Below are 14,163 nucleotides of genomic sequence, written 5' to 3' on the forward strand. Positions count from 1 at the left end.
CGATCGGGTGATCGTCACGCAATCCCGGCGCGCGCCGTAACCTGCGCATCCGTGCCTCGTTGAACCGTGCAGCAGACCGCCTGTGCGACGCACCCGCCCAGGCGCACCACCGCCCCGGCGCAACGCGCCCGCCGAGGCCCAGGTCAGGAGCCGCCCCCATGATCCGAACCGTCGCAGGCCGCCTGGCCGCCCGCACCCGCCCCGCCTACGTCGGCCGCCACCGCCGCACCCGGCCCGTTCTCCACCGCGTCTTCCGGCTCCCCGCCCAGCTCGGCCCGGCGGAGGCTCAGTCCGCCTCCGGGCGGTAGTCCAGCAGCAGCAGAGCGATGTCGTCGGCCAGCGGGCCGCCGACCCAGCGCCGCAGCGCCGCCTCCAGCGACGCCAGCCCGTCGCCCACGTTCCCGTGCCCGATCAGGCTCCAGGCCCGCTCGCGGATCGGGAAGAACTCGCCGTCCTTGCGCGCCTCCGCGAGCCCGTCGGTGTACAGGAAGATCCGGTCCCCCGGCTGCAACCGCACCGTCAGCTCCCGCGCCGACGGGTTCAGACCCAGCGGCGGCGCCATCGACTCCGGCTCCAAGTAGGTCGCCACCCCGTCGCGCACCAGCATCGGCGGCGGATGCCCGCAGTTGACGATCTCCAGCGTCCCCCCGCGCTCCTGCATCAGGATCGCCGTCACGAAGTCCTCGTCACCCGCGTTCCGCGCCACCGCGTGGTCGAGGTCGGTGATCATGCACCGCTGGTCGGCCCGCTCGAACGCCACGTGCCGGAACGACCCCAGCACCGTCGAGGACAGCCGCACCGCGTCCAGGCCCTTGCCCCGCACGTCCCCGATGATGATCCGCACCCCGTACTCGGTGCCCAGGGCCTCGTACAGGTCCCCGCCGATCTCCGCCCCCGACCGCGCTGACACGTACCGCGCCGCGATGTCGAAGGGCCCCAACCGGTCGTCGATCGGCCGCAGGATCGCCTGCTGCACCACCGACGCCAGTTGCGTCAGCTTCCGCAACCGGTCGTCGTCCCGCTCGCGCACGATCGCCACCGCCGCCGCGATCATCACCGCGACCGCCACAACCAGGAAGTCCACGCCGTAGGAGGCCACTTCCGCCACCGCGAAGCCGTTCAGCACCCACAGGTACGCGAACGCCGCCGCCATGCTCGCCACCCCGACGCCGGCCACCCACCGCCACGGCAGGAACGCCGAGGCCGCCAGCGGCGGCAGCGCCAGCCACGAGACCGCGTGCGAATCGCCCTGCGCGCTCAGGCGCAGCCCCACCAGGACCACCACGACCGCGAAGGCGGCGGTGAACGCCGATCGCACCGACGGCGCCGACCAGCCGTTCCAGCGGTCAGCGCGTGCCATGCTCGGCCTCCGTCGCGACATCGTGCGCATGTGAGCGAATGCCTCCTTCCTACCGGATCGCGGCCGGGTCCCCCGCCGATTCGCCGAAGCGCTCGCACGGGGGTCCCCGATTCGGGCAGGGCTGCCCGGTTCGCGGGCGCGCCGGCCGGAACCGGAGGGATCGTCGCGCCCGAACGGATCGAGGGCGAAGCGGCGCGGGGATCAGCGCACGGACTTCGACCATCGTCGATGGAGTACCCGGGATGCCGGACCCGACTCGACCACCGCCGATGTGAAGATCGTAATGGTCGCCGAGGCCTGACCGGGCGTGGAGGACACCGCCATACGGGTGACGGCCAAGTCTGTGCGTTCGGACGGCCTGAGCCGCCGAACGTGCCGCCCGACCTCGGCTGTTCGGACGGTGTCGAACGGCCCGTCGCGCGCTGGCACGGGGGGCGCGGCCGTGCGAGAGTTGATCGCGTGCAGTTCACGCTTACCCGGACCCCGTTCGACAGCCCCGTGGCGCAGGCGCTCTGCGCCGAGCTCCAGCGCGAGTACGTCCGCCGCTACGGCTCGGGCGACGAGACCGCGCTCGTCGAGGGCGACTTCGACCCGCCGAACGGCGACTTCATCGTGGCCTACGACGAGTCCGGCGAGGCGGTCGGGTGCGGCGGCTGGCGCTCGCACGACGACGGCGAGGCACTGTTTAAAGATGCAGAGATGAAGCGCGTGTTCGTGCGCGAGAGCGCCCGGCGCCGGGGCCTCGCGCGCCTCCTCGTGGCGGCCGTGGAGGCCTCCGCGGCCGAGGCGGGCCGCACCCGGGTCGTCCTGGAGACCGGTCCTCGGCAGCCCGAGGCGATCGCGATGTACGGGGCGATCGGGTACACCCCGGTGACGCCCTTCGGGCACTACGCGTGCGCCGACGGCTCGCTCCACCTCGGCAAGGAACTGGCGCCGGTCCCGAGCGCCTGACCGCAATCACCGCAAGGCCGGACGAGGATCGTCCGGCCTTTCCCCTTGCGCCGCCCTGATTCAGTGAATTATCGCTTTCCACCGCAAGCGGTCTGGAACACCACTCAAGGAACCTTTCGGTCTAGTCTGACAAACAGACCAACCCTCACATCCATCCCGAAAGGTTCACAGTGGACAGCAATCGCAAGTACCTCGCCCGCCTCGGCGCGGGCCTTGCGGCGGGCCTCGGCGCCGCCGCACTCGTCTGGACCGGCACCGCCGCCAACGCCGAAATCGCAGGGCCCCAAGGGGACTTCGAGGCCCAGATCATCGGCGGCGACGAGGTCGCCGAGGGCCAGTACCCCTGGCTCGTCGGCCTCGGCTCCCCCGGCGAGGGCACCCCGTGGGAGCGCCAGTTCTGCGGCGGGTCGGTCATCGCGCCGACCGTCGTCCTCACCGCCGCGCACTGCGTCGAGGACGCGGCCGCGGGCGACCTCGCCGTCTTCTCCGGCTCGGTCGACCTCGAATCGGCCGACGTCGCCGAGACCGCCGTGGCCGACCTCCACGTCGCCCCCGGCTACAACGACCCGGTCGCGTTCGCCAACGACTGGGCGCTGCTCCTGCTCGCCGAGCCGGTGGACGCCGAGCCGATCGGCCTGAGCGCCGACCCGGCCGTGTTCGACGCCCTGGAGACGGCCGGCTGGGGCCTGACCGAGGACAACGAGTACCCGACCGTCGCGCGCTGGGTCGAGGTGCCGTTCATCGACGACGACGCCTGCGCGGGCGCCTACCCGGGCGAGACCGACGCGGTCTCGATGCTGTGCGCCGGCGACCTCGCCGACGGCGGGATCGACTCGTGCTCGGGCGACTCGGGCGGCCCGATCATGGCCCCCGGCGAGGACGGCGGCCTCGTCCTGGCCGGCATCGTCAGCTGGGGCTACGGCTCCGCCGAGGCGGGCCATCCCGGCGTGTACGCCGAGGTCGCCGAGTTCGACGAGGCGATCGCCGAGGTCCTCGCCGACTGGGGCGTCTGAGCGCCGCGCCGCGGGGGCGGCCGGGCCGCCCCCGCGGCGCGTTCGTGTATGCTCGGTGCGGCTCCGTTCACCGGAGCGCGCGGGTGTAGTTCATTGGTAGAATGCGACCTTCCCAAGGTTGAGAGGCGAGTTCGATTCTCGTCACCCGCTCCAGGTTTTCGACGGCCGTCCCGGTTCCGGGGCGGCCGTTTCCGTGCGCCCGCCGCCCCGGCCGTCCTCGACCCCGCGGGGCGCGCACCGTCCGGTTTCGCGCAGAAATGATCATGGTGTCCACCAGCGAGTACGCCTGATTCGCGCCATCGTCCACCCCTGAGGCAGAGACCCTCTTCACTTTCCCGAGGCCCCCGGGTACTATGACCGCATCGAAAGTTTCCGATACTTGGTCCGAAAGTTTCGGCTGTGTTCCATGCCCTGCGGCCCCTCGAATGCCGCACGGAACCGCTGAACGCTCGGAGCAAGACTGCATCCCTCGAAAGGAAGACTCCGATGCGCAAACCCCTTCGGCGGCTCCGCGCGGTCCTCGCCGCCGGTGCCGCCGCCTCGCTCGCGCTGACCGCCGCAGCCTGCGGCGACAGCGGCGAGAGCGACGCCGACCTCTCCTTCTGGCACATCCAGAACCTCGACCCGGGCATGTCGACCTGGCAGGAGTTCGCCGACGGCTTCGCCGAGGAGAACGACATCACCATCGACGTCCAGGCCATCGAGAACCAGGCCTTCAAGGACCGCATGGGCACCGCCGCGCAATCCGGGGACGTGCCCGACATCTTCCACACCTGGGGCGGCGGCGTCCTCGCGCAGCAGGTCGAGGCCGGCCTCGTGAAGGACCTGACCGGCAAGCTCGACTGCATCGACCAGATCAACCCGATCGCCCTGGAGGCCTACACGATCGACGGCAAGCTGTACGGCATGCCGTTCGACGCCGGCGTCGTCGGGTTCTGGTACAACATCGACCTCTTCGACGCCGCGGGCGTCACCGAGCCCCCCGCCACCTGGGACGAGTTCCTCGTCGCCGTCGAGAAGCTGAAGGACTCCGGCGTCGCGCCGATCGCCCTCGGCGGGGCCGACCAGTGGCCCGGCCACTACTACTGGACCTACCTGGCGATGCGCACCGTCGGCCTCGACGGCCTCGAGGCCGCCGCCGCGGCCGGTGACTTCTCCGGCGAGGGATTCGTCCAGGCCGGCGACATGGTCGCCGAGCTGGCCGCCATGGAGCCGTTCCAGGAGGGCTTCGAGTCCGCCGGCTACGGCGAGGCCGACGGCCAGTCCGCGGTCATGGGCGAAGGCGCGGCCGCCATGGAGCTCATGGGCCAGTGGGCGCCGCAGGCCGCCCGCGACAACTCCGGCACCGAGGGGCCCGAGAACCTCGGCTTCTTCCCCTTCCCGACCGTTGAGGGCGGCGCCGGCGTCTCCACCGAGTGGCTCGGCGGCGGCAACGGCTACGCCGTCGCGGCCGACGCCCCTGACGAGGCGCTCGACTTCCTCTGCTACTTCATGGAGCCCGAGAACTACGCGAAGGCGATCACCGACGCCAGCCTGACCCCGGTCGCCGTCGACGTCGCGTCCGTCGCTCCCGAACTGAACCAGGACACCCAGAAGGTCGTCGACTCGCTCGCCACCGCCACCGGCACGCAGCTCTACCTCGACCAGGCGTACCCGCCGGCCATCGGCGGCACGATCAACGAGGCCACCGAGGGGCTCATCCTCGGCGAGCTCACCTCGCAGGACTTCATCGACATGGTCAACGAGGCCTGGGCGGCCGAGAAGTGACCATCAAGTCCCCCTTGCAGGGCTCCCCTGCCGTGGGGCGCCCGGACCGCCGCGCGGGCTTCGGCCCGCGCCGGCGGTCCGGGCGCCCCGGCGCGGGGACGCTCGCGTCGTTCATCGCGCCCGGCCTGGTCCTGTTCCTGCTCTTCGTGATCCTGCCGGTCCTGTTCGCCGCGTACGTGGCGTTCTTCCGGTGGAACGGGCTCGGCGGCGTGCCGACCGACTTCATCGGCCTCGAGAACTTCCGCACCATGCTCGCCGACAAGGTGTTCCTGGGCGACCTGTGGCGCCTGGCGATCATCGTCGTGCTCTCGCTGGTCATCCAGCTGCCCCTCGCGTTCGGGCTCGCGATGCTGCTGCACCAGCGCTTCCCCGGGCGCACCGCGTTCCGGCTCATCTTCTTCGTGCCCTACGTGCTCACCGAGGCCGTCACGGCCGTCCTCTTCGGACTCGTGTTCTCACCGCGGCGCGGCTTCGCCGACTCCCTCCTCGCCAGCCTCGGCGTCGAGGCCCAGATCGGCTGGCTCTCCGACCGCGACATCGTCCTGTTCGTCATCTTCGGCATCCTGGTCTGGAAGTTCTTCGGCTTCCACATGATCCTGTTCCTCGCCGGGCGGCAGAACATCCCCGAGGAGCTGTACGAGGCCGCCGCCATCGACGGCGCCACCGGCACGCAGGCGTTCCGCTCGATCACGCTGCCGCTCATGGGCCCCACCGTGCGCATGATCGTGTTCCTCTCCGTCATCGGATCGGTGCAGCTGTTCGACCTCGTGTTCGTGCTCACCGGAGGCGGACCGTTCCACGCCTCCGAGACGCTCGCGATCACCATGTACGAGCAGGGCTTCCAGCGCAACCAGATCGGCTACGCCTCGGCGCTGTCGATCGCCATGTTCGCCGTCAGCCTCGTGTTCGCGCTCTTCTACCAGCGACTCGTCCTCAACCGCGACCTCCAGGGGTCGCTGACCACCGCCGGGAACCGCTCATGACGACCACCTTCCGCCGCGTGCGCCTGCTGCGCAACACCGGCTTCTACATCGCCGCGTTCATCACCCTGGCGTTCGTGGCGACGCCGATCCTGTTCGCGCTCCTGGGCGGGTTCAAGGACAACCAGCAGCTGCGCGAGAACGCGCTGGGCCTGCCGAACCCCTGGAACGTCGCCAACTACACCGACGTCCTCGCCTCCGGCGACTTCTGGCGGCAGGTCGTCTCCTCGGTGTTCATCGCGCTGGTCACCACGTTCCTCGTGGTGGCCTGCTCGGCGATGGTCGCGTTCGTGTTCGCCCGCTACGCCTTCCGCGGCCGCGAAGGCCTGTTCACGCTCTTCGCCGCCGGGATGATGTTCCCCTTCGCCGTGGCCGTCCTGCCGCTGTTCATCATCCTGCGGACCTTCGAACTGCTCAACAGCCCGCTGGGCGTGATCCTCCCGCAGGCCGCGTTCGGCCTGCCGCTGACGATCATCATCCTGCGCACGTTCTTCCGCTCCATCCCCGGCGAGGTCGAGGAGGCCGCGACCATCGACGGCGCCGGGCCGTGGCTCTTCTTCGTCCGCATCCTGCTGCCCATGTCCCGCCCGGTGCTCGCCACGGTCTCCGTGCTCGCGCTCGTCGGCTCCTGGAACTCCTACCTGCTGCCGCTGGTGGTGCTCCAGAAGCCGACCTGGTGGACGCTTCCCATCGGCGTCACCCAGTTCAGCGGGCAGTACGCGGTCGAGACCGCGAAGGTCCTCGCGTTCGTCATGCTCGCGATGCTCCCGGCGCTGGTGTTCTACGCCTTCGCCGAACGGCACCTCATCAGCGGCCTGACCTCGGGCGGCACCAAGGGGTGAGTCGTCCGAACACCAGACGGGCCCGGGGTGATGGGACTCCCCGGGCCCGTCGCGTTCCCCGCGGGAACCGCGCGGCGCCCCGCGGCGTCCCAGGAGGCATGAAGACCAGACTCCTCATCGCACTCGCCGCCGCACTCGGCGCCGGCGCCTGCACCGCACCCTCGGGCGAGTTCGTCCCCGACGTCGCCCAGCCCCCCTGGGTCCCCGTGTCCGCCCAGCTCGCCGCCTTCGACTCCTGCGAGGACGCCCTCGAAGGCATCCAGGACGCCGCCATCGCCGCCCTCGGCGACTGGGAGCCCGGCGGCGAGACGCGCGGCGGCATCGAGTTCGCCGAGGAGGAGGCCGGCGCCGTCGCCGACGCCGAGGCGCCCACCGCCGCGGGCGACCAGACCTCCCACTCCGAGACCAACAACGCCGTCGCGGGCGTGGACGAGCCCGACATCGTCAAGACCGACGGCACCTACGTCTACAGCGTCGTCAACCAGGTCCTTCGCGTGGTCGACACCCGCTCGACCGAGGTCGTCGCCGAACGCGCCCTCGACACGTACTCCTGGGACCACCGGCTGTTCCTCGGCGACGGCGAACTCCTCCTCATGTACACACAGGACGTCGAGACCGACGAGACGTACTACAGCCAGTTCCGCATCGAACGCCTCGACCCCGCCACCCTCGACGTCCTCGACCGCTTCGCGATGGAGGGCTCCATGGTCGACGCCCGCCTCGTCGGCGGCGAAGTGCGTCTCGCCGTCTCCTCCCAGCCGCAGCTCGAACCGGTGTGGAACCTCATGTGGGACGGGCACTCCGACGCCGACGACGTCGCCGAGGCCCTGCGCGACACCGAGATCGAGGACTGGCTTCCCGAGTTCGAGGTCAACGGCGAAGCGGGCGACATCGACTGCGCCGACGTCGCCCACCCCGAACGCTTCAGCGGCAACTCCCTCAGCGTCCTCGCCCTCCCCGCCGACGGCGGCTGGGAAGGCGCCGAGCCCCACACCGTCATGGCCGACGGCGAGACCGTCCACGGCACCACCGAGAGCCTCTACATCGCCCACTACGACTATGCCTGGGACGAGACCGAACCCGAAGCCGAGACCGAGCTCTACCGCTTCGCCTTCGAAGACGGACAGCCCCGCCTCGCCGGCGAGGCCGCCGTCCCCGGCACCCTCCTCAACCAGTACTCCCTCAGCGAATACGACGGCCACCTCCGCGTCGCCACCACCGAGAACGACACCGCCTGGTGGGGCGGCTGCGGCCCGATGACCGACTGCGCGTGGGAGATCGCCCCTCAAGACCAGGAGCCCTCCAAGTCCACCGTCACCGTCTTCGCCGTCGGCGAGGACAGCCTGGAGCAGACCGGCTCGGTCACCGACCTCGGCGTCGACGAGCAGATCTACGCCGTCCGCTTCATCGGCGACACCGGCTACGTCGTCACCTTCCGCCAGACCGACCCGCTGTACACAGTGGATCTCACTGACCCCGCGAATCCCGTCGTCACCGGCGAACTCAAGATCACCGGCTACTCCGGCTACCTCCACCCCGTCGGCGACGACCGGCTCCTGGGCGTCGGCCAGGAGGCCACTGAGGACGGCATGACCACCGGCCTCCAAGTCAGCCTCTTCGACACCGGGGCGGACGAGGCGACCGTCCTCGACCAGTACTTCATGCCCAACGCCGACTCGGCCGTCCAGTGGGACCCCCACGCCTTCCTCTACTGGGCCGACACCGCCATCGCCGTCATGCCCACCACCAGCTGGGGCGAGAACGGGTACGACTACCAGTCCGGCGCCCTCGTCCTCGACGTCGGCGACGACACGCTGACCGAAGCGGCCTGGATCGAGCACGACGGAGGCACCGACGAAGAGAGCGGCTACTACCAGGAAGTCCTGCGCGCCATCGTCATCGGCGACGAGCTTTGGACCCTCTCCACCTCGGGCCTCCAGGCCAACGGACTCGGCGGCGACTACATCGAGGCCGGGTCCGTCGCCTGGTAGCGCCCTACTTCACCGCGTCCGCGGAGGACCGCTGACCGGCGCATCACGCGCGCGGGCCCGCACCGGGGGTGCGGGCCCGCGCTAGCGTAGGACCCGGAGGTGCGACATGCCGAGCAGGGACGAAGCCGCGATCACCCTCCGCCACGTCCGCAGCTACCAGCGCCGCCCCGGCACCGAAGGCGGCACCACCACCGTCTACCGCGGCCCGGTCGCCACCTTCACCCTCACCCGCCCCGACCCGCCCGGCGAACGCACCGTCACCTGTCCCCACTGCGAGCGGGAAGTCACGATCGCACTCCGCTCCGCCCCGCAGATGCAAAGACTCAGAACGGCACTGACGATCACGCTCACCACGGCGCTCGCCCTCCTCGTTCTGAGCCTCCTCCTCGTCTACGGCGACTCCAGCCTCCTGCGCCTCCTCTTCGGCCTCCTCGGCGCCCTCGCCCTGGTGACCGCCGCCTTCACCGCCCTCCGCCTCCGAACCGACAACGGCGCCGAAGTGGTACGCGACAACGCCACCTACCACCACCCCAGCGGCACCGACCTCCCCGAGGAAGACCAATTCCACGTCCTCGCCTGACTCCCCTCCTGGGCGGAAGTCATCCAGGTCAAAGGATTGCGACTCATCAGAGGAGCCGTCGCAGGGATCTCGAACCTACGTCCGGAGTGCTAAGACTGTCCTTCCAACCGCTGTTGCTTGCGGAGTTCAAGTCTCGTGTACCACTCTCGGCCGGCTTTCCCACAATTGTTCCCGATGTGATCACGAAGCCCACCAGTGCGGTTATTGTAAAGGCTCAGGTTTTCCTCGCCCCGCAGGATCTCCACCTTGAGTCTCTCCAGAGAACCGAATAGCGAATCGACGGCATACTTCACTGCCTCAAATTCTCTTAGTTCACGTCGCCGCCCACTATATGACCGCTGGTTCAACCGCCGGTCCAGGTATTGCTTTCTTCCCTTGAGTTGACTCAAGCTTCCCGAGACATCTCGCCTTACCTGAATTGCAATATTCTTATGCCTATGCCATTCGTCGGCAATGGACATGCTTTCAAAGTGTTGTTTCTTCAAGAAATCGAACCTGAGCTCATCGTATTGTCGGAAAACAATTCCCTGTAGCTCGCTCCCTTTCGCTTCCAACTTCTGCCGCGCATTCTCAAGCACGACTTCCGCACCTGAGGTCCGGGAGCGGAGCCTATCAGCCTCTTCAATTATCCGTGCAGGATCGTTGGCGCTTCTTTGTTCGAGCTTATTTTGGCACCATACTACGAAGAATACGATCGCAGCGATAAGCCCCAGAATCACAAACGGAAGAGCATGGGTGATCAACCAAGTTACCAGCCAGACGATTACCTTTACTCCGAGAGCGAAGGCAACCAGTGCATACATCACCCCCCAGAAGAACTTCATTGCCCGCCACTCCTGTCCCGCTTGCCTTCAAGCGCCTGCCAATTGGCGATCGCAAAGTCCGCCGGACCGAGCTGAAGAACCTCTGAGAGCTTGACTAGATTGTCTCCCCTGTGCATGAGCACATGACCAATGTTTCCGGAGAGCACCGCAATGGTTTCTGTCGCTATGATGCGCTGTTCAAGTTCAATCCGAGGCTGCCCGCAGATGTTCACCATGTTCTGCATCGCGCGAGATATCCCACCGAGCTGCACACTGAGTTCCCGAGAATGGTCCCGCTCCAACTCGAACTGACGGATGATTTGAACCTGCCTTACCCAAATCTGCTCCTGGATGATGCCCTGCTGCCGCGCGATAATATTCTCAATCCTCTTGAACCGCCTGATTTCGGTAATACAGGCTCCGATGTGAGAAACCGTTTCCGCAGCAGCTCCCAGCGGGTTCAGCGCATCCGAGATAGCAGAGACCACTTCCGCCCAAATCGGTTTCTTCCCTTCAAATTGAACAATTTCTTGCATTGCGATTCCCTTCTCGTGAGCACCAGGCATGGCCGATCGCCTTGATGGCTCCTATGCCCGATTGGCACATAACCGTGCTTACACGCATCACCAAGGAAATCCTGATGTAATCCTAATCCAGGAGATACAGAAGCGCACGCCCCGGTACTCGTATTCGCCCATGCTGGCTCCGCGCAACAATAGGATCGCTAATATGCGGACGTACCTTTGGAGAGCTTGAACGTTAATCGCCACTAGGGAACCATCGAGTCATATCCATTACCTATGGTGCCGTAGAATCCGTGCGACAACATGATCATCGGCAAGAGACGACTCGCCATGTGGGGCGACTACAACCCGCACGTCGTCTTCATAGATCACGTGTCCGGGATTGGTGGGACGAACCGTTTCACACTCGACACCGTGCGCGGTCAGGATCCTCAGGTAGCCGGGAACGCGCGATGAGATGCGTCGCCGAGGATCTGACCGGGCCGGGCCCGGTGTTGACCTCGTGGTCATAAACGGCCGGATCCGCCGTCGAGGGGTCCGGGTACGCCGCGTTGTACCAGTCGTTGTTGCCGCGGCGGCACCGCTCCTGTTCGTCGGTCAGTGCTCCCTATTTCGCGAGGGTACTGATCAGCCCGAACACTCCGGTGAAATGCCCCGCGCTGACCCATTGCCTGGGCTGAAACCGCACATAGTGAACCGGTCCCGCGCCGCTGTCCCCGATGGTCTCCATCCCCGATTCCTCTCACCGCCGCCGTTGGGGTCGGATCGGTTTCGGCGCGGCTGCGCTGCCGTCATCGATGGCAGGAGGCGGCGCCGTGCCGCCCGTGCGAAACGGCTCCCTGCGAGAATGCCGTGTGACTTTTACTCCTGTGAGCCTGTGCCTGCTGACCCGGACCGCTGCCGATGGGAGGCGGGAGGTGCTGCTCGGGCGGAAGAAGCGCGGGTTCGGGGTGGGGAAGGTCGTCGGGCCCGGGGGCCATGTGGAGTCGGGAGAGAGCGCGGCGGAGGCGGCCGCGCGGGAGACCACCGAGGAGACGGGGCTCGCGGTCGCGGTGGGTGACCTTCGAGCGGCTGCGAACGTGACCTTCCGGTTCCCGGCGAAGCCGGCTTGGGACATGCGGGTCGCCGTGTTCACCGGGGAGCGGTTTGCTGGGGAGGCCCGCGAGACCGAGGAGTTGGCTCCGCGCTGGTACCCGGTCGATGCGTTGCCGATCGACGAGATGTGGAGCGACAACCGCCTCTGGCTTCCCCAAGTGCTGGAGGGTCGGCGGCTCGATGCGGCGTTCGTGTTCGCTGAGGACGGCGAGACCGTCGCCGAGTCCCATGTTGCGATCGTCGCCGAGGACTGGGCCGAATAGCCCGCTCGGCGGAGGGGCAGGCTGCCCTGACTTCGGAGACGCCGCATGGGAACTGATGCGCGAGGGGCCCGTGCCGGGTGCGGCACGGGCCCTTTCCCGGTTTCCCTTCGGGTTCTTGCGGCGCTGGGAGAACCGGCGACCGAGGTTCTTGCTCTCCGCCGAGATCCAGCGCCGTGAACGGGCCTAGCGGCTGAGGTTCTTGAATCGGCTGACGCCGAGGGGCAGGAAGATCGCGGTGATGACCAGGGGCCACAGGAGGGCCGCGAGGAGGGCGTGCTGTTCGGGCCAGGAGCCGCCGGCGGCGATCGGGTTGCCGAAGAGTTCTCGGATGGCGGTTGCGGTGGCGGAGACGGGGTTCCAGGCGGCGATGGCGCCGAGCCAGCCGGGCATGAGCTCGGGGGGAGTGAACACCGAGGAGACCATGCCGAACGGGAAGGCGAGGGCGAACAGGTTCCCGGCCTGCTCGATGCCCTTGACCAGGAGGCCGATCCAGACGCCGACCCAGATGAGGGCGAAGCGCAGCCAGAGCAGGAGTGCGAAGGCGCCCAGGGTCTCCCAGAAGGTGCCCTCGGAGCGCCAGCCGATGACGATGGCGATCAGGAAGAGGACGAGGAGGTCGACGGCGGCGTGGAGGGTGTCGGCGATGTTGCGGCCCACCACGACCGCGGAGGAGGCCATCGGCATGGAGCGGACCCGGTCGATGAAGCCCTTCTCCTTGGCGTCGGCGACCGCGAAGGCGGTGTTCATGAAGCCGAAGGCCATGGTCATGGCGAACATGCCGGGCATGGCGTAGGCGACGTAGTCGACCCCGGCGCCCTGGCCGGTGACGTCCATGGCCGAGCCGAAGACGTACACGAACAGCAGGACCATGACGATCGGGAACCCGAGCTGCCACAGGAAGTTCGAGGGCTGGCGCAGGAGGTGGGTGAACTCCTGGCCGACGATGGTGCGGTAGTCGTGGAGCGTCCATTTGACGCGCCCGGCGAGCGTCTCGTCGGGCATGGCGGCGAGCGCGGTCATCGGTCCTCCTTGGGGGCCTTGGTGGTGCCTTCGCCGATGAGTTCGAGGAAGGCCTCGTCGAGGGTGGGGCGGCGCAGGCCGATGTCGGCGACGGTCAGGGCGCGGTCCCTGACGGCGGTGGCGGCGGCCGTCAGGGCGGCCACGGGTTCTTTGACGGGGGCGGCGACGGAGGAGGCGCCCTCGTCGGTGACGACCTCGCCTTCGGCGACGGCGGCGACGATGTCGGCGAGCGCGGAGAGGTCGGCCGGGTCGGCGGCGACGATCTCCAGGCGGTCGGCGCCCATGCGGCGCTTGAGGCCGGCGGGGGTGTCGTCGACGAGGTTGCGGCCGTGGTCGATGACGGCGATGCGGTCGCAGAGCCGGTCGGCCTCGTCGAGGTAGTGGGTGGTGAGGACGACGGTGGTGCCGTCGGCGGCGAGGCCCGAGACGGCGTCCCAGACCTCGCGGCGCCCGGCGGGGTCAAGGCCGGTGGTGGGTTCGTCGAGGAACAGGACCTGCGGGGCGAGGATCATGCTGGCGGCGAGGTCGAGGCGGCGTTTCATGCCGCCGGAGAAGCCCTTGGCCTGGCGGTCGGCGGCCTCGGTGAGCCCGAACTGGTCCAGGAGCCGGTCGGCGCGCTCGCGTGCGGCGGCCTTGGGGAGGCGGAAGAGCTTGCCGAAGAGGACGAGGTTCTGGCGGGCGGTGAGCAGTTCGTCGACGGCGGTCCGCTGGCCGGTGAGGCCGATGCGGCGGCGGACCTGGCGGGCCTCGCGGGCGATGTCGAAGCCGGCGACCGCGGCGGTGCCGGTGTCGAAGCGCAGCAGGGTGGTGAGGATGCGGACGCAGGTGGTCTTGCCCGCGCCGTTGGGGCCGAGGAGCCCGAGGACGGTCCCGGACTCGGCGACGAGGTCGAAGCCGTCGAGCGCGGCGGTGTCCTTGAATCGTTTGCCGAGGTTGCTGGCCTCGACGGTGGTGGTCGGCATGGACTGGTTCCC

General features: G+C 68.5%; 15 protein-coding genes and 1 tRNA gene. 11 read left to right on the top strand and 5 right to left on the bottom strand.

Annotation, left to right across the window (positions count from 1 at the left end):
• The first annotated feature begins 158 nt into the window (after positions 1–158).
• On the top strand, positions 159–308 hold the full coding sequence (locus E9998_RS25410; RefSeq protein WP_158299834.1) for a hypothetical protein: 150 nt from the start codon (positions 159–161) through the stop codon (positions 306–308).
• On the opposite strand, the gene E9998_RS16005 is transcribed toward E9998_RS25410, so the two are convergent.
• The gene (locus E9998_RS16005) at positions 287–1,360 is read right to left on the bottom strand and encodes a PP2C family protein-serine/threonine phosphatase (RefSeq protein ID WP_136530708.1); all 1,074 of its coding nucleotides are present in this window, start codon (positions 1,358–1,360) and stop codon (positions 287–289) included. The two genes, E9998_RS25410 and E9998_RS16005, sit on opposite strands and share 22 nt — an antisense overlap.
• A gap of 459 nt (positions 1,361–1,819) precedes the next feature.
• Here E9998_RS16005 and E9998_RS16010 point away from each other — a divergent pair, with 459 nt between their 5' ends.
• From E9998_RS16010 to E9998_RS16045, 8 genes are all read left to right on the top strand, one after another.
• The gene (locus tag E9998_RS16010) at positions 1,820–2,311 is read left to right on the top strand and encodes a GNAT family N-acetyltransferase (protein ID WP_240037642.1); all 492 of its coding nucleotides are present in this window, start codon (positions 1,820–1,822) and stop codon (positions 2,309–2,311) included.
• Between the two features lie 170 nt (positions 2,312–2,481).
• Positions 2,482–3,324 (top strand): serine protease, encoded by an 843-nt coding sequence (locus E9998_RS16015; RefSeq protein WP_158299835.1) that lies wholly within the window; start codon positions 2,482–2,484, stop codon positions 3,322–3,324.
• A 79-nt stretch (positions 3,325–3,403) separates the two neighbouring features.
• A tRNA-Gly gene (locus E9998_RS16020) sits at positions 3,404–3,477 on the top strand.
• A gap of 333 nt (positions 3,478–3,810) precedes the next feature.
• Positions 3,811–5,091 carry an extracellular solute-binding protein gene (locus E9998_RS16025; RefSeq protein ID WP_136530711.1) on the top strand — a complete coding sequence of 427 codons (1,281 nt, stop codon included), beginning with the start codon at positions 3,811–3,813 and terminating at the stop codon, positions 5,089–5,091.
• Positions 5,088–6,074: a carbohydrate ABC transporter permease gene (locus E9998_RS16030; protein ID WP_204745478.1), complete on the top strand. Its 987-nt coding sequence runs from the start codon at positions 5,088–5,090 to the stop codon at positions 6,072–6,074. The genes E9998_RS16025 and E9998_RS16030 overlap by 4 nt, the downstream gene beginning before the upstream one ends.
• Entirely contained in the window at positions 6,071–6,913 is an 843-nt protein-coding gene (locus E9998_RS16035; RefSeq protein ID WP_136530712.1) for a carbohydrate ABC transporter permease, read from the top strand. Before E9998_RS16030 ends, E9998_RS16035 begins: the two co-directional genes overlap by 4 nt.
• Positions 6,914–7,011: 98 nt before the next feature.
• Positions 7,012–8,904, top strand: a complete 1,893-nt coding sequence (locus E9998_RS16040; protein ID WP_136530713.1) for a beta-propeller domain-containing protein — start codon at positions 7,012–7,014, stop codon at positions 8,902–8,904.
• 106 nt (positions 8,905–9,010) lie between these two features.
• Positions 9,011–9,484: a hypothetical protein gene (locus tag E9998_RS16045; protein ID WP_136530714.1), complete on the top strand. Its 474-nt coding sequence runs from the start codon at positions 9,011–9,013 to the stop codon at positions 9,482–9,484.
• Positions 9,485–9,573: 89 nt separating this feature from the next.
• Here the strand turns inward: E9998_RS16045 and E9998_RS16050 are convergent, their stop codons facing one another.
• Positions 9,574–10,308, bottom strand: a complete 735-nt coding sequence (locus tag E9998_RS16050; protein WP_136530715.1) for a hypothetical protein — start codon at positions 10,306–10,308, stop codon at positions 9,574–9,576.
• A complete protein-coding gene (locus tag E9998_RS16055) occupies positions 10,305–10,823 on the bottom strand; it encodes a hypothetical protein (RefSeq protein ID WP_158299836.1) in 519 nt (172 codons plus the stop codon). The genes E9998_RS16050 and E9998_RS16055 overlap by 4 nt, the downstream gene beginning before the upstream one ends.
• A 291-nt stretch (positions 10,824–11,114) precedes the next feature.
• Between E9998_RS16055 and E9998_RS25910 the strand changes: the two genes are divergently transcribed.
• The gene (locus E9998_RS25910; RefSeq protein WP_204745479.1) at positions 11,115–11,267 is read left to right on the top strand and encodes a hypothetical protein; all 153 of its coding nucleotides are present in this window, start codon (positions 11,115–11,117) and stop codon (positions 11,265–11,267) included.
• 413 nt (positions 11,268–11,680) lie between these two features.
• Positions 11,681–12,169, top strand: coding sequence for an NUDIX domain-containing protein (locus tag E9998_RS16065; protein ID WP_204745480.1), 489 nt, complete (start codon positions 11,681–11,683; stop codon positions 12,167–12,169).
• A 183-nt stretch (positions 12,170–12,352) separates the two neighbouring features.
• Here the strand turns inward: E9998_RS16065 and E9998_RS16070 are convergent, their stop codons facing one another.
• Together E9998_RS16070 and E9998_RS16075 are read right to left on the bottom strand one after the other, a co-directional pair.
• Entirely contained in the window at positions 12,353–13,189 is an 837-nt protein-coding gene (locus E9998_RS16070; protein WP_136530717.1) for an ABC transporter permease, read from the bottom strand.
• Entirely contained in the window at positions 13,186–14,151 is a 966-nt protein-coding gene (locus E9998_RS16075; protein WP_136530718.1) for an ATP-binding cassette domain-containing protein, read from the bottom strand. The genes E9998_RS16070 and E9998_RS16075 overlap by 4 nt, the downstream gene beginning before the upstream one ends.
• Between the last annotated feature and the right edge of the window lie 12 nt (positions 14,152–14,163).

It is taken from the genome of Glycomyces paridis (assembly GCF_004912155.1).
In the GTDB taxonomy this organism is placed as follows: Bacteria; Actinomycetota; Actinomycetes; order Mycobacteriales; family Micromonosporaceae; genus Glycomyces; species Glycomyces paridis.